The 18,771-nt window shown below is 64.5% G+C and carries 17 protein-coding genes and 1 pseudogene; 12 read left to right on the top strand and 6 right to left on the bottom strand.

Annotation, left to right across the window (positions count from 1 at the left end; all coding sequences use genetic code 11):
• Complete coding sequence (locus ACT4OC_RS14380; RefSeq protein ID WP_444839656.1) at positions 1 to 1,158, top strand: patatin-like phospholipase family protein; 1,158 nt, start codon at positions 1 to 3, stop codon at positions 1,156 to 1,158.
• Between the two features lie 75 nt (positions 1,159 to 1,233).
• Positions 1,234 to 1,473: a DUF2798 domain-containing protein gene (locus ACT4OC_RS14375; RefSeq protein WP_444839655.1), complete on the top strand. Its 240-nt coding sequence runs from the start codon at positions 1,234 to 1,236 to the stop codon at positions 1,471 to 1,473.
• Between the two features lie 16 nt (positions 1,474 to 1,489).
• Here the strand turns inward: ACT4OC_RS14375 and glgA are convergent, their stop codons facing one another.
• Positions 1,490 to 2,878 (bottom strand): glycogen synthase GlgA, encoded by a 1,389-nt coding sequence (gene glgA / locus ACT4OC_RS14370; RefSeq protein WP_444839769.1) that lies wholly within the window; start codon positions 2,876 to 2,878, stop codon positions 1,490 to 1,492.
• A gap of 199 nt (positions 2,879 to 3,077) precedes the next feature.
• Here glgA and ACT4OC_RS14365 point away from each other — a divergent pair, with 199 nt between their 5' ends.
• The 8 genes from ACT4OC_RS14365 (at position 3,078) to ACT4OC_RS14330 (ending at position 12,080) form a co-directional block, all read left to right on the top strand.
• Positions 3,078 to 4,283: a CaiB/BaiF CoA transferase family protein gene (locus ACT4OC_RS14365; protein WP_444839654.1), complete on the top strand. Its 1,206-nt coding sequence runs from the start codon at positions 3,078 to 3,080 to the stop codon at positions 4,281 to 4,283.
• A gap of 128 nt (positions 4,284 to 4,411) precedes the next feature.
• Positions 4,412 to 5,953: an ABC transporter substrate-binding protein gene (locus ACT4OC_RS14360; protein ID WP_444839653.1), complete on the top strand. Its 1,542-nt coding sequence runs from the start codon at positions 4,412 to 4,414 to the stop codon at positions 5,951 to 5,953.
• A 6-nt stretch (positions 5,954 to 5,959) separates the two neighbouring features.
• Positions 5,960 to 6,910 carry an ABC transporter permease gene (locus ACT4OC_RS14355; protein WP_444839652.1) on the top strand — a complete coding sequence of 317 codons (951 nt, stop codon included), beginning with the start codon at positions 5,960 to 5,962 and terminating at the stop codon, positions 6,908 to 6,910.
• The gene (locus tag ACT4OC_RS14350; protein WP_444839651.1) at positions 6,897 to 7,769 is read left to right on the top strand and encodes an ABC transporter permease; all 873 of its coding nucleotides are present in this window, start codon (positions 6,897 to 6,899) and stop codon (positions 7,767 to 7,769) included. The genes ACT4OC_RS14355 and ACT4OC_RS14350 overlap by 14 nt, the downstream gene beginning before the upstream one ends.
• Positions 7,769 to 8,761 (top strand): ABC transporter ATP-binding protein, encoded by a 993-nt coding sequence (locus ACT4OC_RS14345; RefSeq protein WP_444839650.1) that lies wholly within the window; start codon positions 7,769 to 7,771, stop codon positions 8,759 to 8,761. The genes ACT4OC_RS14350 and ACT4OC_RS14345 overlap by 1 nt, the downstream gene beginning before the upstream one ends.
• A 17-nt stretch (positions 8,762 to 8,778) precedes the next feature.
• Positions 8,779 to 9,732: an ABC transporter ATP-binding protein gene (locus tag ACT4OC_RS14340; protein WP_444839649.1), complete on the top strand. Its 954-nt coding sequence runs from the start codon at positions 8,779 to 8,781 to the stop codon at positions 9,730 to 9,732.
• 89 nt (positions 9,733 to 9,821) lie between these two features.
• Positions 9,822 to 10,886, top strand: a complete 1,065-nt coding sequence (locus ACT4OC_RS14335) for an alcohol dehydrogenase (RefSeq protein ID WP_444839648.1) — start codon at positions 9,822 to 9,824, stop codon at positions 10,884 to 10,886.
• Positions 10,887 to 11,000: 114 nt separating this feature from the next.
• Positions 11,001 to 12,080: an isocitrate/isopropylmalate dehydrogenase family protein gene (locus ACT4OC_RS14330; RefSeq protein WP_444839647.1), complete on the top strand. Its 1,080-nt coding sequence runs from the start codon at positions 11,001 to 11,003 to the stop codon at positions 12,078 to 12,080.
• A gap of 66 nt (positions 12,081 to 12,146) precedes the next feature.
• Here ACT4OC_RS14330 and ACT4OC_RS14325 read toward each other — a convergent pair.
• From ACT4OC_RS14325 to ACT4OC_RS14315, 3 genes and pseudogenes are all read right to left on the bottom strand, one after another.
• A pseudogene (locus tag ACT4OC_RS14325) lies at positions 12,147 to 12,272 on the bottom strand (enoyl-CoA hydratase); the annotation flags it as partial.
• Positions 12,273 to 12,676: 404 nt separating this feature from the next.
• Entirely contained in the window at positions 12,677 to 13,072 is a 396-nt protein-coding gene (locus tag ACT4OC_RS14320) for a helix-turn-helix domain-containing protein (RefSeq protein ID WP_444839646.1), read from the bottom strand.
• Positions 13,073 to 13,078: 6 nt separating this feature from the next.
• Entirely contained in the window at positions 13,079 to 14,119 is a 1,041-nt protein-coding gene (locus ACT4OC_RS14315) for a LysR family transcriptional regulator (protein WP_444839645.1), read from the bottom strand.
• A gap of 334 nt (positions 14,120 to 14,453) precedes the next feature.
• Between ACT4OC_RS14315 and ACT4OC_RS14310 the strand changes: the two genes are divergently transcribed.
• Positions 14,454 to 14,786 carry a hypothetical protein gene (locus ACT4OC_RS14310; protein ID WP_444839644.1) on the top strand — a complete coding sequence of 111 codons (333 nt, stop codon included), beginning with the start codon at positions 14,454 to 14,456 and terminating at the stop codon, positions 14,784 to 14,786.
• Positions 14,787 to 14,807: 21 nt separating this feature from the next.
• Here the strand turns inward: ACT4OC_RS14310 and ACT4OC_RS14305 are convergent, their stop codons facing one another.
• Together ACT4OC_RS14305 and ACT4OC_RS14300 are read right to left on the bottom strand one after the other, a co-directional pair.
• On the bottom strand, positions 14,808 to 16,316 hold the full coding sequence (locus ACT4OC_RS14305) for a sensor histidine kinase (protein ID WP_444839643.1): 1,509 nt from the start codon (positions 16,314 to 16,316) through the stop codon (positions 14,808 to 14,810).
• 121 nt (positions 16,317 to 16,437) lie between these two features.
• Positions 16,438 to 17,712: a serine hydrolase domain-containing protein gene (locus tag ACT4OC_RS14300; RefSeq protein WP_444839642.1), complete on the bottom strand. Its 1,275-nt coding sequence runs from the start codon at positions 17,710 to 17,712 to the stop codon at positions 16,438 to 16,440.
• A gap of 141 nt (positions 17,713 to 17,853) precedes the next feature.
• On the opposite strand from ACT4OC_RS14300, the gene ACT4OC_RS14295 reads away from it, so the two are divergent.
• Positions 17,854 to 18,768: a dioxygenase family protein gene (locus tag ACT4OC_RS14295; protein ID WP_444839641.1), complete on the top strand. Its 915-nt coding sequence runs from the start codon at positions 17,854 to 17,856 to the stop codon at positions 18,766 to 18,768.
• Positions 18,769 to 18,771: the final 3 nt, after the last annotated feature.

The raw sequence follows: 18,771 nt of genomic DNA, 5'->3' as shown, positions 1-18,771 counted from the left end.
ATGAACGCGATCGACAGGAATACAGCGAACATCAGGCCAGCAGGCAGGCCCGATCCCGGCCAGGTCGTGCTGGTGCTGCAGGGCGGCGGTGCGCTCGGCTCCTATCAGGCAGGCGTTTACCAGGCGCTGCACGAAGCCGGCATCGAGCCGGACTGGATCATCGGCACCTCCATCGGCGCGATCAACGCCAGCCTCATCGCCGGCAATTCGCCGCAGAACAGATTGTCCCGCCTGCGCGAGTTCTGGAAGAAGATGGAGCAGAATCCGGTATGGAGCTTTCGCGACATCTTCCCGGGCTTCAACGAGAAGCTCTCTTATTGGGCGACGGTGACCAACGGCATTCCCGGCTTCTTCCGGCCCAACCCGCTGGCGCATGCCGGCGATTCCTATCCGCTCGGTGCCGACAACGCCGGCTACTATTCGACCGCGCCGCTGGAGCGGACGCTCAGCGACCTCGTCGATTTCAGAATGCTGAACGAAGGCAAGCCGCGTCTCACCGTGGGAGCCGCGCATGTGCGCAGCAGCCAGATGCGCTATTTTGACAGCCGCGACGGCGAGCTCACGGTCCGCCACATCATGGCGTCGGGCGCGCTGCCGCCGGCCTTCCCGGCCATCCGCATCGACGGCGAGCTCTACTGGGACGGCGGCATCCTCTCCAACACGCCGACGGAAGCCGTGTTCGACGACAATCCGCGCCGGAACTCGCTGATCTTCGCCGTGCATCTGTGGAATCCTTCCGGCGACGAGCCGGCCACCATGAAGGACGTGCTGAACCGCCACAAGGACGTGCAGTATTCCAGCCGTATCGCCAGCCACATCGCGCGCCAGCAGCAGGCGCACCGGCTGCGCCACGTCATCAACCAGCTGGTCGCGCGCCTGCCCGAGGACGAACGCAGGCTTGAGGCGGTGCGGGAGCTGGCAAGCTATGGCTGTCCCACCCGGATGCACGTGGTGCGCCTGCTGGCGCCGCAGCTCGAATGCGAGACCCACACCAAGGATATCGATTTCTCGCCGTCGGGCATCATGCAGCGCTGGGATGCGGGCTATGCCCACACCAGGGCGGTGCTGGAACGCAAGCCCTGGGTCGGCGAATTCGATCCGCTTTCGGGGGTGGTCCTGCACGATCCGCCGGAAGTGGTGGCCTTGGCTGCGGAGTGAGTTTTCGCGATCAACGCTTGAAGTCGGCCAGCGGGGTGGCATAGGAGTTGCAGCGGATCAAATGAAAGGTGGTCCATGTTCGCAATCCCACGCCGCTTCAGCCATTTTGTGTTCGGCATTTTGCAGTCCGGACTGACCTGCTTCATTGCGGCGGGGATCGCCAGCCTTGCGTCCGTCGCGACGGGCCATTTCCTGTGGAACTGGCTGGTGTCGTGGCTCGTCTCGTGGATCGCCATGTTGCCGGTGGTTCTGCTCGCGGCCCCGGCGATCAGGTCGCTTGCACTTGCCTTGACGCGCGAGGAGCCTGCGAGCTGACGGTTCATCGAGGTCGTCAGGGCGCGGCAATCCTGCGATAGAGCGTGCTGTAGCGGGCCGCGGAAAGACCCCAGCTGTAGGATTTCGCCATCGCGCTGCGACGCATCGCGTCCAGCTGATCCTTGGTCTTGAACGTCGAGAAGGCGCGGCGCACGCTGCCGAGGAACGAATCCATCGACGGCCTTTCGAACAGGAATCCCGTCTCGCCGTCCTTGATGGTTTCGGCAAGGCCGCCGGTCTGGTGTCCGATCGGCAGCGAGCCGAAGCGTTGCGCGTACATCTGGCTCAATCCGCAGGGTTCGAAGCGCGACGGCATCAGCGTGAAATCGCTGCCGGCAAAGATGCGGCGCGCCTGCGCTTCGTTGAAGCCGATGGTGACGCCGACCGAGTCGGGCCGGCGCCTGTGTGCCTCGACCAGCGCCTCCTCGAGTGCCGGTTCCCCGCTGCCGGTCACGACGATCTGGCCGCCCGAGCCGATGATCTCGTCGGCGGCCGCCAGCACGAGATCGATGCCCTTCTGATGGACCAGGCGCGCGACCAGGCCAAACAGCGGCCCGCGCGATACCGCGAGCCCGAACTGCTTTCGGACGTAGTCGGCGTTGGCGCGCTTGCCCTGCCAGTCACCGGCGCTGAACTGCTGGGCGAGTTGCGGACAGACGCTGGGATCCCAGGTCTCGTCGATGCCGTTGAGGATGCCGGTCAGTCGTTCTTCATTCGATCGCTTGCTGAGCAGGCCTTCGAGGCCGTAGCCGAGTTCGGGCGTGGTGATTTCCCTCGCATAGGTGGCGCTGACGGTCGTCAGGTGCGTCGCGAAGTTCAAGCCGCCCTTGAGGAAGGACAGCTTGTCGTAGAATTCGAGCCCGTCGATATGGAACGAGTCTTCCGGCGCGCCGATACGCCGCAGCGACTCGCGCGGGAAGAGGCCCTGGTAGGCCAGATTGTGGATGGTCAGGATGGAAGGCGTCCTGGCGCCCTTCCATGCCAGATAGGCGGGCACGAGCGCGGCCTGCCAGTCGTTGGCATGGACGAGATCGGCTGCCCAATCCTTGTCCACCATGCCCATGGCAAGTTCGGCGGCGGCCGAGGCAAGCCGCGCAAAGCGGAGGTCGTTGTCGGGCCAGTCCTGGCCGGACTCGTCGCCATAGGGGGTGCCCGGCCGGTCGTAGAGTTCCGAGCACAGCAGCACATAGACCGGAAGACCGTCGCGGGTCGCCGCCCGGCCGATCGAGCAGGCCGGCATTTCTGCAAGCGCGGCACATTGCCCAACGATTTCAACATGTGTGAGCTGCTCAATGACGCCGTGATAGCCCGGGAGGATGATCCGGACGTCGCTCCACGCACGCAATGCCCGGGGTAGCGCGGCCGAGACGGCGGCAAGTCCGCCAACCCGGACGAAGTCGTCCATTTCCGTCGTAACGAAAAGAACCCTCAAGGTGCCCTCGAACTGACCCTCAGCCTGACTTTATGCAAAATCGGGTCCAGTTTTACCCCACGCGCAAATGCGCATGGGGCCACTTGGTTCCTGTTCGAAGCCTTCCCCGGACCGGCGCCACCCATTAGGTTCGCCCGCAACCAAGAACGCGATGCGACGTCGGAGAGTTGAAATGACGATAGCCGGGCAGGGTGAGGGAAACTTGACAGGGAGCTTCGCAGGTCTGCGCGTGCTCGATTTTTCCACCACCATTGCGGGGCCGCACTGCACGCGCATGTTGGCAGACATGGGGGCCGAAGTCATCAAGATAGAGACCGCCGAGGGCGAGACGATGCGAACTCGCCCGCCGGTGCGCAACCATTGCAGCACGGCCTTCGGCCAGCTCAACGTTGGCAAGAACAGCGTGGTGCTCGACCTGAAATCGCCCGCGGGCGTCGAAGCCGTGCGCCGCCTGATCGCGAGCACGGACGTGCTGGTTGAGAACTTTCGTCCCGGCGTGATGAAGCGGCTGAAGCTCGACCATGACTCGCTCCGCGCGCTCAACTCGAAACTGATCTACTGTTCGATCTCCGGCTACGGCCAGACCGGACCGTCGGCGGAATTGCCGGCCTATGCGCCCGTCATCCATGCCGCTTCCGGTTACGAGATGGCGCATCTCGCCTATCAGCCAGGCCGCACCCGGCCGGATTATTGCGGCATCTATCACGCCGACGTCCTGACCGGCGTCTATGCCTTCGGCGCCATTGGCGCTGCGCTGCATCAGCGCCAGGTCACCGGAAAGGGCCAGCACATCGACGTATCGATGCTGGAGTCCATGCTGAGCCTGACGCTGAACGAGCTGCAGTGGTCGCAATTCGAGGTCAAGCCGACGCAGCGGCCGATGTTCGGCCCGATCGAGACCAGCGACGGCTATGTGATGGTCGCCATTGCCAGCGAAAAGACCTTCCAGAGCCTGATGCAGGTGATCGGCCATCCCGAATGGGTCAGCGATCCCCGTTTCGCCAGATATGCCGACAGGCGCGAGAACTGGATGGAGTTGATGGAGGGCGTCGAGGCCTGGTCGCGCTCGATCAGCACGGCGCAGTGCCTTGCCGCGCTGAACGCGGAAGGTGTGCCGTCATCGGCCTATCGCACCGTCAGGCAAGCGCTCGCCGATCCGCAGGTTGCGCATCGCGGCGCGCTGACTGAAGTCGAGGACGGCGGCGGAACCTTCAGGGTGCTCAGCCTGCCGTTCCGCATGTCCGGCGCGAAGGTTTCCGCCGCAAGGAAAATGGCAACGCTCGGCGAGCACACCAGCGCCTATCTGAGGCAGGCCGGACTTTCGGACAACGAGATCGCAGCGTTTGCGGAAGAGCCGGCGGTGGTCGCACGGCGCTGAGCAGGCTGCGGCTTTTCATCCCGCGGGTCGCGTTGTGGGCTTGCAGCCGCGCGCGATTCCCGTCAATCTGACAAGACGTCGTTTACGATCCGGAATACCGGACGGACGCCTTATTGGAGGGAGGAAACATGACCGTGGCAGCACGCTCGCGCGCATTTGCGCCGATTTTCCTTGTGGCGGCATTTGGCATGGTGCTGTCGGGCAGTCCCGCCAGCGCGCAAAAGCCGGGCGGCACCATCACAGTAGGCCTCGAACTCGATATCCCCGGTTTCGATCCGCTCAAGGTCGGCGTCTACGACACCGCCGCGCTGACCGCATCATCCGCGATGTTCGAAACGCTCACCACTCTCGACGCCAACGGGAAAGCCCAGCCGAGGCTCGCGCTGTCCTGGGAGCCTTCGGAAGATTTCACGACCTGGACCTTCAAGCTGCGCCCCGGCGTGAAATTCCATGACGGCACGCCGTTCAACGCGGCGGCCTACAAGGCCAATTTCGACCGGCAGAAGGATCCCGCCAACAAGTGCCGCTGCGCCTTCTACATCGCGCAAGTGAAGAGCGTCGAGGCACCGGCCGAACTGACGCTGGTCTATAACCTGGCCGCCCCCTCGGTAAACTTCCCCTCGCTGGTGTCCTATGCGAACCAGAATGCGGCGATGCACTCCCCGACCGCCTGGAAAACCAAGGGCGACGACTATAACCGCAATCCCGTCGGCACCGGCCCGTACGTCCTGAAATCCTGGACCGCCGGCGATCGCATGATCCTGGAGAAAAATCCCGACTATTGGGACAAGGACAAGGTCTATCTCGACCGCATCATCCTGAAACCGCTGCCCGATTCGCAGTCGCGCTTCGCCAGCCTTCAATCTGGCGAGGTCGACCTGATCTGGGATGACGAATTCAGCGCCGACAACATCGAGAGGGCGAGGAAGGACTCCAAGTTGACGGTGCACTCCTACACCGGATCCGGTGCGACCGTCACCGCCTTCAACACCAAGGTTGCGCCGCTCGATGACGTCCGCGTGCGCCAGGCGCTGGTGATGGCGCTGGATCGCAAGAAGATGTCGCAGGCGCTTACCAATGGTCTCGCCAAGCCGGCCTCCAATCCCTATGGCGACGGCTCGTGGGTCAAGTGCAAGGATGACGGTGCGCTGCCCTATGATGTCGAGAAGGCCAAGGCGCTGATCAAGGATTACGGCAAGCCGGTTGAATTCAAGAAGCTTTTCACCGCAACGCCGCGCGGTCGCGCGGCTGGCCAGGTTGAACAGCAGCTCTGGAAGCAGGTCGGCGCCAACATGGAGATGGAGCAGGTCGACCAGGCGACGTTTCCGGCGCGTGGCTTCACACGCCAGTTCCAGGTGATTGGCTGGCGGATCGTCGATCTCGCCGATCCGGACGTTCAGATGTTTGCCAATTTCCACACCGGCAGCCCGGCGAATCTTGCCCAATACTCGAATCCGGAGCTCGACGGTCTGCTCCAGAAGGCCCGTACCACGGCCGACACCGACAAGCGCATCGACCTCTATTGCCAGATCACAAGGATGATCAACAAGGAGGCGATCTGGTACTGGTCCTTCCAGAACACCTACTACGCGATCTCGACGGCGAAGGTGAAGGGCCTGCCCAAGATGTATAGCGGGGTGATCGACGTATCGCGCACCTGGAAGGAATAGCCGCGCATGGCGTTCTTCCTCGCACGCCGGCTCCTCTATCTGGTGCCGGTGCTGATTGCCGTGTCGCTGCTGACGTTCTCGATCTCGTCGCTGCTGCCCGGCGATCTCGCCATGACGATCCTTGCCGACCAGGCAACGCCGGAGAATCTGGCTGCGCTGCGGCGTGACATGGGGTTGGACCAGCCGATCTGGCAGCGGTATTTCACCTGGCTTGGCCATATAATGCAGGGCGACTTCGGCCGCTCCTTCCGCACCGGCCAGACGGTGCTGCAGGCGCTCGCCGAGCGGCTGCCGGTATCGATCGAGCTAATGCTCCTGGCCCAACTGGGGGCGCTGTCGATCGGCGTGCCGATCGCGATCATATGCGCCGCGCGCAGTGGCGGCCCGTTCGACCGCTTCATGACCGGTACCGCCTTCGCCTTGCTGTCGGTACCGACCTTCCTGTCGGCGATCCTCCTGATCTACCTGTTCGCGGTCGAACTGCGCTGGTTGCCGGCGACCGGCTACGTGCCGTTCACGGAAGATCCGCTCGGCAACCTTCGTTTCATGGTGTTGCCGGCGATGACGCTGGCGCTGGCGGAATGGCCGGGGATCATGCGGATCCTGCGATCCGACATGATTGCGACCCTGCAGGAAGACTATATCTCGCTCGCCAAGGCCAAGGGGCTGACGCCGGCGCGTATCCTGTTCGTGCATGCGCTGAAGCCCTCGTCGCTGACGCTGGTGACCATCACGGGCATCAATATCGGCCGCCTGATCGGCGGCGCGCTGATCGTCGAGACCATCTTTGCGCTTCCCGGCATCGGCCGCCTGCTGGTCAGCGCGATTCTCACCCGCGACCTCATCATCCTGCAGGGCGTGGTGCTGCTGGTTGCCGCGGGCTTCGTCATCGTGAACTTCATCGTCGACCTGCTCTACGCCGTTCTCGACCCCAGGATCCGCCATGGCCACGCTTGAACTCGATCTGGCCGAGGAGGCTGTCTCCCAGCCGGCGCGCAAAGGCAGGCGGCTCGGCGTGCTGTTCTGGGCGGCGATTGTCTGGATGATCTTCGTCTTTGCGGTGGCGATTTTCGCCACGGTGCTGCCGATTGCGGATCCAAGCGCCATGGACATGCTGGAGAAACGCGCGCCGTTTTCGGCGGCGCACTGGCTCGGCACGGACGGGCTTGGCCGCGACGAGCTCTCGCGCCTGATTTACGGCGCGCGCATATCGTTGCTCGTTGGCATCTGTGCGCCGTTGATCGGTCTGACCGTCGGTGGCGCACTCGGCATGCTCTCGGGTTACTTTCGCGGCCGGGCCGGAACCTTCGTCGTGGGCGCCATGGACGTGCTGCTCGCCTTTCCGCCGCTCATTCTCGTGCTGGCTGTCATCGCCTTCGTCGGGCAATCGATCTTGAATCTCACGCTCATCCTCGGCGTGCTCGGCATTCCCGCCTTCATGCGAGTGGCCCGCGCCACCACGCTGACGCTGTCGCGGCGTGAATTCGTCATTGCCGCTGAAGCGCTCGGCGCTTCGCATGCGCGCATCCTGCTCCGCGAACTGCTGCCGAACGTGATTCTGCCGCTGTTCGCCTTCTTCCTGCTCGGCGTTGCCGTCACCATCGTGGTCGAGGGCTCGCTGTCGTTCCTTGGCCTCGGCGTGCCGCCGCCGATCTCGAGCTGGGGCAGCATGATCGGGGAGGGCCGCGAGAGCCTCGACATTGCGCCGCGGCTCGCCTTCATGCCGGCGATTGCGATGTTCCTCACCGTGCTTTCCTTCAATCTCGTCGGCGACACCTTGCGGGCGCTGACCGATCCGCGGCAGGGCGCGCTCTGATGGACAAGGCGTTGCTTTCGGTCGAGGACGTCGCGGTTGACCTGCCGACCCCGCGCGGCAACCTGCGCGCGGTGGACCGGGTCAATCTCACGGTCGCGGCCGGGCAGACGCTCGGCGTGGTCGGCGAATCCGGCTGCGGCAAGACGATGCTGTCGCGCGCAATCCTGCAGCTGTTGCCCAAGAAGGCGAAGCTTTCCGGCCGCGTGATGTTCGACGGCCGGGACCTCGCCACCATCGATCGCGAAGCCCTGCGCAGGCTGCGCGGCCGTTCGCTGGCGGTCGTGTTCCAGGACCCCATGACCTCGCTCAATCCGGTGCTCACCATCGGCACCCAGCTGATCGAGACCTTGCAGGAACACCTCGAGCTCGATCTTGCCTCAGCGAGAAAGCGCAGCGTCGAACTGCTCACCGCGGTCGGCATTCCCGCGCCGGAGCAGCGGTTGACGCAGTATCCGCATCAGCTCTCCGGCGGCATGCGCCAGCGCGTGGCGATCGCGATAGCGCTGTCCTGCGAGCCGAAGCTCTTGATCGCGGACGAGCCGACCACGGCGCTCGACGTCACCATCCAGGCGCAGATCCTCGACCTGCTCGCGCGCGAGCAGCGCCGCCGCCACATGGCGATGATCCTGATCACCCACGACCTCGGCGTGGTCGCGGGCCGCACCGACGAGGTCGCGGTGATGTACGCCGGCCGCGTCGTGGAGCGGGCGCCGACGCCGGCGCTGTTCAAGAAAATGCGCATGCCCTACACCGAGGCGCTGCTGGCGGCGATCCCGAAGCTCGATGCCGCCCCGCACACCGTGCTGCCGGCGATCTCCGGCCGGCCGCCCGATCCGACCCGCCCGATCAAGGGTTGCTCCTTCTCGCCGCGCTGCCGCTATGCGGTCGCGCGCTGCCACCAGGAGAAGCCGGCGCTGACAGAGGCGGAAACGCCGGCGCATCAATTTGCCTGCTTCCACCCGATCGAAATGCCAGCCGCTGTTCCCGCATGATGCTGCAAGCCTCGCCCATGGCCGACCCGCTGCTCAAGGTCGAAAACCTCGTCGTCGAATATGCCGTCGGCGGCAAGACCGTCCATGCCGTCACCGACGTCAGCCTCGACATCGCGCGCGGCGAGACGCTCGGCCTTGTCGGCGAGTCCGGCTGCGGCAAGTCCACGCTCGGCCGCGCAGTGCTGCAGCTGCGCCATGCGCAATCCGGCAAGGTGCTGTTCGACGGCAACGAACTGACTGCGATGCGCGGCGATGCCTTGCGCAAGATGCGCCAGCGCGTGCAGCTGATCTTCCAGGATCCGATCGCCTCGCTCAATCCGCGGCGGCGGATCGGCGATATCGTTGCCGAGCCGCTGGTGATTGCCGGCATCAAGGATCCCGAGAAGCGCAAGCAGATGGTTTGCGACGTGCTCACTGCGGTCGGCCTCGATCCCGCGCTGGTGATGGGGCGGCTGCCGCATGAATTCTCCGGCGGCCAGTGCCAGCGCATCTGCATTGCCCGCGCGCTGGTGCTCAATCCCGATTTCATCATCTGCGACGAGCCGGTCTCCGCGCTCGACGTTTCGATCCGCGCGCAGATACTCAATTTGCTGGAGGAGATGAAGGCGCGCTACGGCTTGACGCTGCTCTTCATCGCCCACGACCTTGCGGTCGTGAAGGCGGTGAGCGACCGCGTCGCCGTGATGTATCTCGGCAGGCTTTGCGAGGTCGGTCCGTCCGAGCAGCTGTTTGCCAAACCGGCGCATCCCTACACCGCGCTGTTGATCGAGGCCATTCCGGTGCCCGATCCGGACATGCGCCCGGCGGAAAGCGTCGCGGTGGGCGAGCCGCCGTCGCCGATCGCGCCGCCCTCGGGCTGCCGCTTCCGTACCCGCTGCCCACGTGCGGACGCCAGATGCGCGGCCGAAGTGCCGGAATTGCGCGCGGTGGCGCCAGGCCAGTACGCCGCCTGCCATTACCCGCTGATCTGAATACCAGCCCCGCGCGAGCGCGTTTGTCCCGATCGGACGGACGTGGCAAGGTCCGGCCCAACAAGAAGCCATCTTGCGGGAGAGACGCCATGAAGAGTTTCCAGGTTGCCGATTTCAATGCGCCGCTGAAAGAGGTCGACCAGCCGACGCCGCAGCCGTCAGGCACGCAGGTGCTGATCAAGGTCAAGGCCGCCGGTGTCTGCCACAGCGACCTGCACATCTGGGAAGGCGGCTACGACCTCGGCCACGGCCGCAAGCCGCTGTCGCTGAAGGACCGCGGCGTCTCGCTGCCGCGGACCATGGGCCATGAGACCGTCGGCGAGATCGCCGCCTTCGGGCCCGATGTCACGGCGGCCGACAAGGGCGAGCTCAAGGTCGGCGACATCGCGCTGGTCTATCCCTGGCTCGGCTGCGGCAAGTGTCCGACCTGCCTCGGTGGCGAGGAGAACATGTGCGCGATCAAGCCGAACGCGCTAGGCGTCTATTGCGACGGCGGCTATGCCGATCACATGATCGTGCCGAACGCGAAGTATCTCATCAATCTGAAGGGGCTGGATCCCGTCACTGCAGCGCCATACGCCTGTTCCGGCGTTACCACCTACAGCGCGCTGAAGAAGGTCGACCTGAGCACGCCGATCGTGGTGTTCGGCGCCGGCGGTCTCGGGCTGATGCTGCTGTCGCTCTTGAAGGCGATGGGCGGAAGGGGCGCCATCGTCGTCGATATCGATGCGCGCAAGCGCGAGGCGGCGGAGGCGGCCGGTGCGCTTGCAACCGTCGACGGCAAGGCACCCGACGCGCTGGAGCAGTTGCAGAGGAAGGCGGGCGGGCCGATCCGCGCCGTGATCGATCTCGTCGGCAGCGCCCAGACCACGCAGCTCGGCTTCGATTGCCTCGCCAAAGGCGGCAAGCTCGTCATTGTCGGCCTGTTCGGCGGCGGTGCCACGTTCCCGCTGCCGTTGATCCCGATCAAGGCGGTGACGATTCAGGGCAGCTATGTCGGCAATCTCCGCGAGACGCAGGAATTGCTCGATCTCGTGCGCACGAAGAAGATTCCGCCGATCCCGGTGACCAAGCTGCCGCTGGCCAAGGCCAACGAAGCGCTGCTCGACCTCCAAAAGGGCAAGCTGGTCGGCCGCGCGGTGCTGACGCCGTAGTCTCCGTCATTCCGGGATGGTCCGAAGGACCAGACCCGGAATCTCGAGATTCCGGGTTCGATGCTTCGCATCGCCCCGGAATGACACTCTCAGTTGTTCTTACGAAGGAATCCCATGTCCGCCAACAACGCTTTCCACATCGCCGTGCTCGGCGGCGATGGCATCGGCCCGGAGGTGATGGCGCCGGCGCTGGAGATCCTGCGCAAGATCGAATCGAAATCGGACCTCGCATTCCGCTTCACCGAGGCGCCGGCCGGCGCCGGCCATTACCGCGAGACCGGCAAGTCGATGCCGGACTCCACCATCCGCCTGTGCGAAGAAGCCGACGCGATCCTGCTGGGTGCCTGTGGACTGCCGTCGGTGCGCTACCCCGACAACACCGAGATCGCGCCGCAGATCGAGCTGCGCTTTCACTTCGATCTCTACGCCGGCGTGCGCCCGGCGCGGCTCATTCCGGGCGTGCCGAGCCCGATCGTCGGCGCGGACCAACGCGGCATCGATCTCGTGCTGATCCGGGAATCCACCGAAGGCCTGTTCGCCTCGATGGGCAAGGGCGTCGTCACCGAATCCGAGGCGCGCGAGACGCTGATCATCACGCGCAATACCTCAGAACGCCTGTTCGAATTCTCCTTCCGCCTTGCCGAGCGCCGCAAGGCGCGCGGCCGGCCCGGCGCGCTCACCTGCGTCGACAAGGCGAACGTGTTCCGCGCCTTCGCCTTCTTCCGCCGGATTTTCGATGAGGCCGCCAAGCGCCATCCGAATGTCAAGGCCGACCACGTCTATGTCGATGCCTGCTCGGCCTTCCTGGTGAAGCGCCCCTGGGATTTCGACGTGCTGGTGACCGAGAACATGTTCGGCGACATCCTCTCCGATCTCACCGCCAGCCTGATCGGCGGCCTCGGCATGGCGCCCTCGGCCGATATCGGCGACAGCAATGCCATGTTCCAGCCCTGCCACGGCACCGCTCCCGACATCATGGGGCAGGGCAAGGCCAATCCCACCGCGATGATCCTCTCCACCGCGATGATGCTGGATTGGCTCGCCGACAAGCACGGCGTGGAAGGCGCAGCGGAAGCGGGCGAGCGCATCGAGAAGGCCGTGGACAAGGCCTATGCCGGCGGCATCAGGCCGACGGAGTTCGGCGGCAGCAACGGCACCGCCGATGTGACCAAGGCGGTGCTGGCGGCGTTGTAGATTCGTAGGACATCCTACTTTGCATGGGGTTGTTTTCGCGATTTGGTGTCCAACCCGTCCTGCGACCTACTTCCCCTCGAATCGCGGCTTGCGCTTTTCCATGAAGGCGGTGCGGCCCTCGCGAAAATCGTCGCTGTCCATGCAGGCATTGCCGATCGCCTTGATCGCCTCCATGTCGCGCCTGCGCTTTTCCGGATTGTTGAAGGTGATGACGCCGACGCCGTCATCTGCGCTTTGCAGAATCTTGCCGTCGGCGTGGGATTTTTGCGTGGTCTTGGGAGCGTCGAGCATCGCGGGCGACCTTCAGGCGGGAGCGTCCAGTGGCATTCGGCCACTCACTTCCGCATCGGAGCCCGGGTCGTCGCCGCTGCAGCGATGTTTATTTGCCGGGCCATCGTCCGAACAGCTCAGCGTTCGAACAGCTCGGCGTCGCGGCTGGATGTCGACCCTCCGGCCTCCACCAAGCCGGATGGTGACATCTTCGTGTTGTCGATTCCCGACCAACACGTGGCCAGGCGCAGCAACAGGCTACCCGCCGATTGTCTCGCGTTCATAAACCGGGTCCGCGGCGCTGCAAACCAGAGGCGCAGTAACGTCTAGTCTTCGTTGGCCGCGATCGATTCCATCAGGGACACCAGCTGCCGCTGCACGGTCTGGTCCTTGATCTTGCTGTAGGCCCGCAGCAGACGCAGGCTGAACGCGCTGTCGAGGAACAGGAGGCTCTCGACCTCACGCGCCTTGTTGTCGCCGTCGTAGAAGAACGTCACGGGCACATCGAGCGCATTGGCGATCTGCTGCAGACGCGCAGCGCCGACGCGATTGACGCCCTTCTCGTACTTCTGGACCTGCTGGAAGCTGACGCCGAGCTTTTCGCCGAGCTCCGCCTGCGAGATCTTCTGTTCGACCCGCCGCAACCGGATTCGCTTGCCAAGTTCGATGTCGGGCTTGCCCGCGCTACGTTGTTTCATTCTCTTTGCTGCTGATTTGTTCATTCGCTCCTACCGTCCTTCGGTCGAGAAGCCCCCGAAAAGATGGGTCAGGGACTCGCCCATATACACCGCCTTGAATTCTCCGGGATGGACGAACTCGTCCCTGAACCAGGGGAATTTGGCGGGATTGAAAGCCTCCACCAGCCAGTCGATCGTGCGGCGCACCCGCGGGATGCGGCCGCTGCCGGGATGGTAGGAGAGCCAGATGTCGAAAGGCCTGCGAAACTCGATATCGAGCGGCACGACGCCGCCGAGCGCGTAGGTGTAGGTCGGAAACACGCCGACGCCCGCGCCGTTGGCGACGGCCCAGTAGTTGGCGCTGCTGACGTTGGTGCGCATCGCCAGCAGGTCGCGCTGGGAAAAGCCCGGGAAGAAACTCTCGAACAATTCCTTGGTCGCGGTCTGGTCCGCGCTCTGCAGCACCATCCGGTGCCTGGTCAGGTCGGCGAACGATTTCGGTGCGCCGTGAGCGGCAATGTAGGCCTCGCTCGCGAAGAACATCAGGTGCATGCGGCCGAGCCGCACCAGCTTGGCGTCGAGCGAAGCCGGCTGCGACAGATGGATGGCGACGTCGGCTTCATGCCGGGAAACGTCGGCCGAACGCATCGCGCAGTGCAGGTCGACGAGAATGTTGGGATAGGAGCGCTGGAATTCGACCAGGCGCGGGGCAACCCAGAAGGTGCCGAGGCCCTCGGTGACGGCGACGCGGACTTCGCCGGAAATCGTGCTGTTGACGGAATTGCTCGCCCGCATCAGGTCGAACGCGGCCGTCTCCATGCGCTCCACGGCCGAGACCACCATCGCCCCCTCGTCGGTGAGGTGGGTGCCGTGAACGTCGCGGGTGAACAGGGTGGCGCCGACCTGCCGCTCGAAATCGTCGATCCGCCGGCGCACGACGTTGATCGACAAGTCGAGTCGTTCGGCCGCCGAGCGGAAGCTGCCGCAGCGCACCACCTCCAGGAATATGCGGGCCGCGTCCCAGTCGGTAAGACCGCCGAGAGACTTCCGGCGTTCTTCCTGTGGAACACCCCTTTCCAGTGTAAGCGACATACAGGGCCCTCTACCTCGGATAATCTTGGCAGAAGATGTCGAGCAGTACAACCAGGGCGGGTCTCGCGCCCCGATTATTCACGCCTAAAATTACCGCCCGGCCGCGAACTCCGGATTCTTACGGGGGTTTTGCGGTGCGGAGCGGATTTTGGGGTATCCGGATATGGCGGTTGATCATTTCGGGCTCAACCGGCGGAGCCGCCTCGGCCAGCCCAGCACAACTGAGCAGGCCTCCTGGCAACGCAAGGCACGCCTTGCTACCGGCCGGTGGCGCATTCTGGGACAGCATCCCCGCCGGCCACTTTCGTGAATTCGGGGGCGTGTGGAAATGGGCATGAAGCCGCCGATTGAACAACCTTCGATCTACCTTGCAAGTTCGATCGCGGCGGAAACGCTGGCGGCGAACTCGCAAGCAAAATTGCGGTCGCTCCTCGCGACGCTGGAACAATGCCGGTCCTCGCTGACCGACGAATCCGAGCACGAGACCGCGGACTTGTTGTCGGTGGCTATCCTGCAGCTTCGCATGAAGCTCAAGGGCGTGACCCATTCCGAGTTGAGGTTGCTGAGCGACGCGCAGGCGGCGGAAGAGCAGGTGCTGGCAGTGCGCGAGAAGGCGCCGCGGGGGCGGCGTCGCCGTGGCCGGCCTGACCTCAAACTGGTGACATAGCGACGGCTTGACTCAGTAGTACTAGCCCTCGCCCTCCAGCGCAACGGACACCGTGTAGACCACGCCGTGCGGCAGGAAGTCGACGGTCGCCTCGCCGCCGAGCTGGTCGCGCGCGCTGCGCTCGATCAGCCGCGAGCCGAAGCCACGTTGCACCGGCGCGGTCACCTGCGGGCCGCCGGCCTCGGTCCAGATCAGGCGCAGCTTCCGCGTGGCGTCCTCTTCGACGATTTCCCAGTCCAGGGTCACCGTGCCGCTGTCGTTCGACAGCGCGCCGTATTTGGCGGCGTTGGTGGCGATCTCATGCAGGATCATCGACAGCACTACGGCGAGCCGCGGCGCCAGCGGTACCTTCGGGCCGAACATCCGCACCCGGCGGGGATCGTTGATCGCGTAGGGCTGCAGCACGCGGTCGATCACGTCCTGCAAGTCCGAACCTTGCCACTTCTCGATGCTGAGCAGATTGTGTGCTTCGGCCAGCGCGCGCAGGCGGCCCTCGAACTTCTCCCGCTCGGTGCGGCTGGCGCTGCGGAAGGTCTGCGCTGCGATCGATTGCAGGATGGCGAGCGTGTTCTTGACGCGATGGTTCAGCTCCTCGACCAGCAGCTCCTGCAGCATCTCGCCGCGCGCGATCGTGGTAGCCATCCGCACCGCGAAGGCGAGCCCGATCAGCAGCAGCAGGCCGCCGATCGCGCTGGTGATGGCCAAATTGCGCCATAGCGGGCTGATCAGCGAACTCTCGGCGATGCCGCCGGCGACGGTCCAGCCCGTCAGTGACGAGCGGGTGAAGCTGGTGATCAGCGGCACGCCTTCAAGCGATACCGTCGCCAGCGTCGCCTCGTCGGCGCGGAATAGCTCCGCATAGAGCGAGGGCGAAGCGCGTTTGCCGATCGTGTCCTGCGGATTGGGCACGCGGGCGAAATTGGTGCCTTCGCCGTCGAATATCGAAATGGTCCAGTCCCGGCTCGGCCGCTGCTTTTCGATGATGGCTTGAAATATGTCGAGCGGCGGGCTGAAGGAGATTGCGTAGAGTACTTCGCCATCCTTGATGACCGGTATCTCCACCGTGATGATCAGCTTCTTCTTGACGATACCGACGAACAGATTCGAATAGGCCGGCTGCCTGCTCGTAAACACCTTCTCGACCATGGCGAGGTTGGTGCGCGGCGGCAGGTTTGCGACATCGGCGCTGACCGAGGAGAATACCTGCCGGCCCTGGCGGTTGGAAACCAGTACCACGCCGTCCCTGCCATATTGCTCGAGGAAGCCGTGCACGATGGGCCTGAAGGCATCGTAGTCGCCGGCGCGTAGCGCGGAGGTGAGTGCGAGAACCTGCAAGCCGCCGGTCATCCGCTGCACCTCCGCGTCTAGCACGAGGCGGATCGATCGCACGGTCTCGAGCACGCGCTGGGTGGCGTCCCTGCGATCCTGCTTGTAGTTGTAAAAGACGATGCCGGCCGCGAACACGATCAGCGGCAGCGTGGTACCCGCCACCAGAAGAGCGAGACGCACTGGCAAGGACGGTTTTGGCACTTCTGACCCGGAACAACGCCCAACTGCGCCGAGCATAGGGAAGCACGGACGCCGTGCCAAGGAATTCGGCTGAAGCGACGCCGCAACGCACGCAAGTGCGCCGCGGAATCCGCTTCAATTTTCACAGATTGCTGTCCGTGATCGCTGCATTGATCATCGTGCGCAGCTCGCGGCGGATCGGGTAGGCGGTCGACGGCATCACCTGGGTCATGAAGATCGTGACCAGCTCCTCGGCGGGGTCGATCCAGAACGCGGTTGCGGCTGCTCCGCCCCAGAAATATTCGCCGGGGCTGCCGGCGACCAACGTCTGCGCCGGATCCATGGTGACGGCAAAGCCGAGGCCGAAGCCGATCCCGTTATTGGTCGCCTCGGAGAACATCGAGCGCGACAGCGCCGGAAGATCGCGCCCGCCGGGCAGGTGGTTGGTGGTCATCAGGGCAAGCGTCTTCGGCCCCAGCAGGCGGATGCCGCCGAGCTCGCCGCGGTTGAGCAGTGCGCGGCAGAAGGTGAGGTAGTCGGCCGACGTCGAGCACAAGCCGCCGCCGCCGGAGAAGAAGGTCGGCGGCGTGAGATACGGGCTTTTCTTCGGATCGTCCTGCAAGGTCAGCATGGCCTTGCGTTCGGCGGCGTGGAATTTGAGCTCGCCCGGCGGATCGGCCGAGTAGCAGGCGGCGAAGCGGTGCGCCTTGTCGGCGGGCACGTGGAAGTCGGTGTCGTTCATCCCGAGCGGCTTGAAGATGCGCTCCTTCAGGAACTGCTCGAACGGCACGCCCGAGATCTTGCCGACGAGGTAGCCGATCACGTCGGTCGAAAGCGAATAGTTCCAGGCCTCGCCCGGCGAGAACTCCAGCGGCATCTTCGAAAGGTCCGCGATCATCGAATCCAGGGTGCCCGACGTCACGACCTCGCCGAGCTTCCTTTCGCGGTAGCCGGCATCGACATTGGAGCGCTGCTGGAAGCCGTAGGTGAGGCCCGAGGTGTGGCGGAGCAGGTCGACGATCTGCATCGGCCGTTCCGGCGGCTTCGTCAGATAGCCGGGATTGCTGCCGGCGACGAACACGCCGAGATTCTTCCATTCCGGAATGTATTTGTGAACGGGCTCGTCGATAGCGACGCGCCCTTCCTCGACCAGCATCATGAAGGCGACCGAGGTGATCGGCTTGGTCATGGAATAGATGCGGAAGATGGTGTCGTCCGTGACCGGCACCTTGCGCTCGAGATCGGCATAGCCCTGCACGGACGAGTGCACGATCTTGCCGCGGCGGTAGACCGTTAGTTGTGCCCCCGGGTAGCGGCCGGCGTCGATGTAGCGCTCTTTCAGGTGTCGATCGACGCGGGCGAGCGCCGTGCTCGACATGCCGGCGGATTCGGGGGAGGCGGGGGTCGGGGCGAGCATCGGACGGGTCTCCGGAACTGGCAGGGAGGGGTTTGATAGCCGAAACCGTGTCCCGTTCCAATCGCTTGTGCCTACGCAGGACCGGTACGCTGGTGTAGGCTGACGGTCTTCCCGTCGCGTCATCCGCAGGACAGCCCAAAAATGACCCAATTCAGCGAAACCGAACTGACTGCCGCCGCCATCAGCAGCTTCAACGATACGCCGGACCCGCGGGTCAAATTCCTGCTGCAGGAGCTGGTGAAGTCGCTGCACGACTATGTCCGCAAGACCGACCTGACCTTCGAGGAATGGGAGTTCGCCATCGATTTCCTGACCCGCACGGGACAGAAGTGTACGCCGATCCGCCAGGAATTCATCCTGCTCTCCGATGTGCTCGGCGTCTCCATGCTGGTGGATGCGGTCAATCATCGCGAGCGCGAAGGCGCGACCGAGACCACGGTGCTCGGGCCCTTCTATGTCGGTGAGCACAAGGTAACGCCGCACGGCACCGACATTTCCGAGAAGCTTGCGGGCGAGCGGATGTTCGTGCAGAGCCGGGTCACCGACCTCAATGGCAACCCGCTGCCGGGCGTTCCCGTTGACGTCTGGCATGCCGACGATGACGGATTCTACGACTCGCAGAAGCCGAGCTATCAAACGCAGGGCCCTTCGTCGCGAGCGCGCTTCATCACCGATGCCGACGGCCGCTTTTTCTTCCGCTCCATCGTGCCGTGCAGCTATCCCATTCCCGTGGATGGACCCGTCGGCGAGATGATCCGCTACACCAGGCGCCCCGAGCTGCGGCCGGCGCATGTGCATTTCCTGGTCGCAGCTCCAGGCTACGAACCGCTGGTCACGCATGTCTTCATCGGCGGCGATCCCAACCTCGATTGCGACGTCGTGTTCGGCGTCAAGGACGAACTGATAGCCACCATCGAAAAGCGCACCGACGCCACGATGCCCGACGGCAAGCCGGCGACCTCGCCCTGGCACCTGATGACCTACGAATTCAGGATGAAGCCGGGCGGCGGAGCTGCACCGAAGCCACTCGCGGCGAAGGCGATGGAAGAGGCCTGAGAG

The organism is Bradyrhizobium sp., from assembly GCF_052389815.1.
Taxonomy (GTDB): domain Bacteria; phylum Pseudomonadota; class Alphaproteobacteria; order Rhizobiales; family Xanthobacteraceae; genus Bradyrhizobium.
Note: the sequence above shows the minus strand (reverse complement) of the source record. Positions and strands in the feature narration are given on the sequence as shown.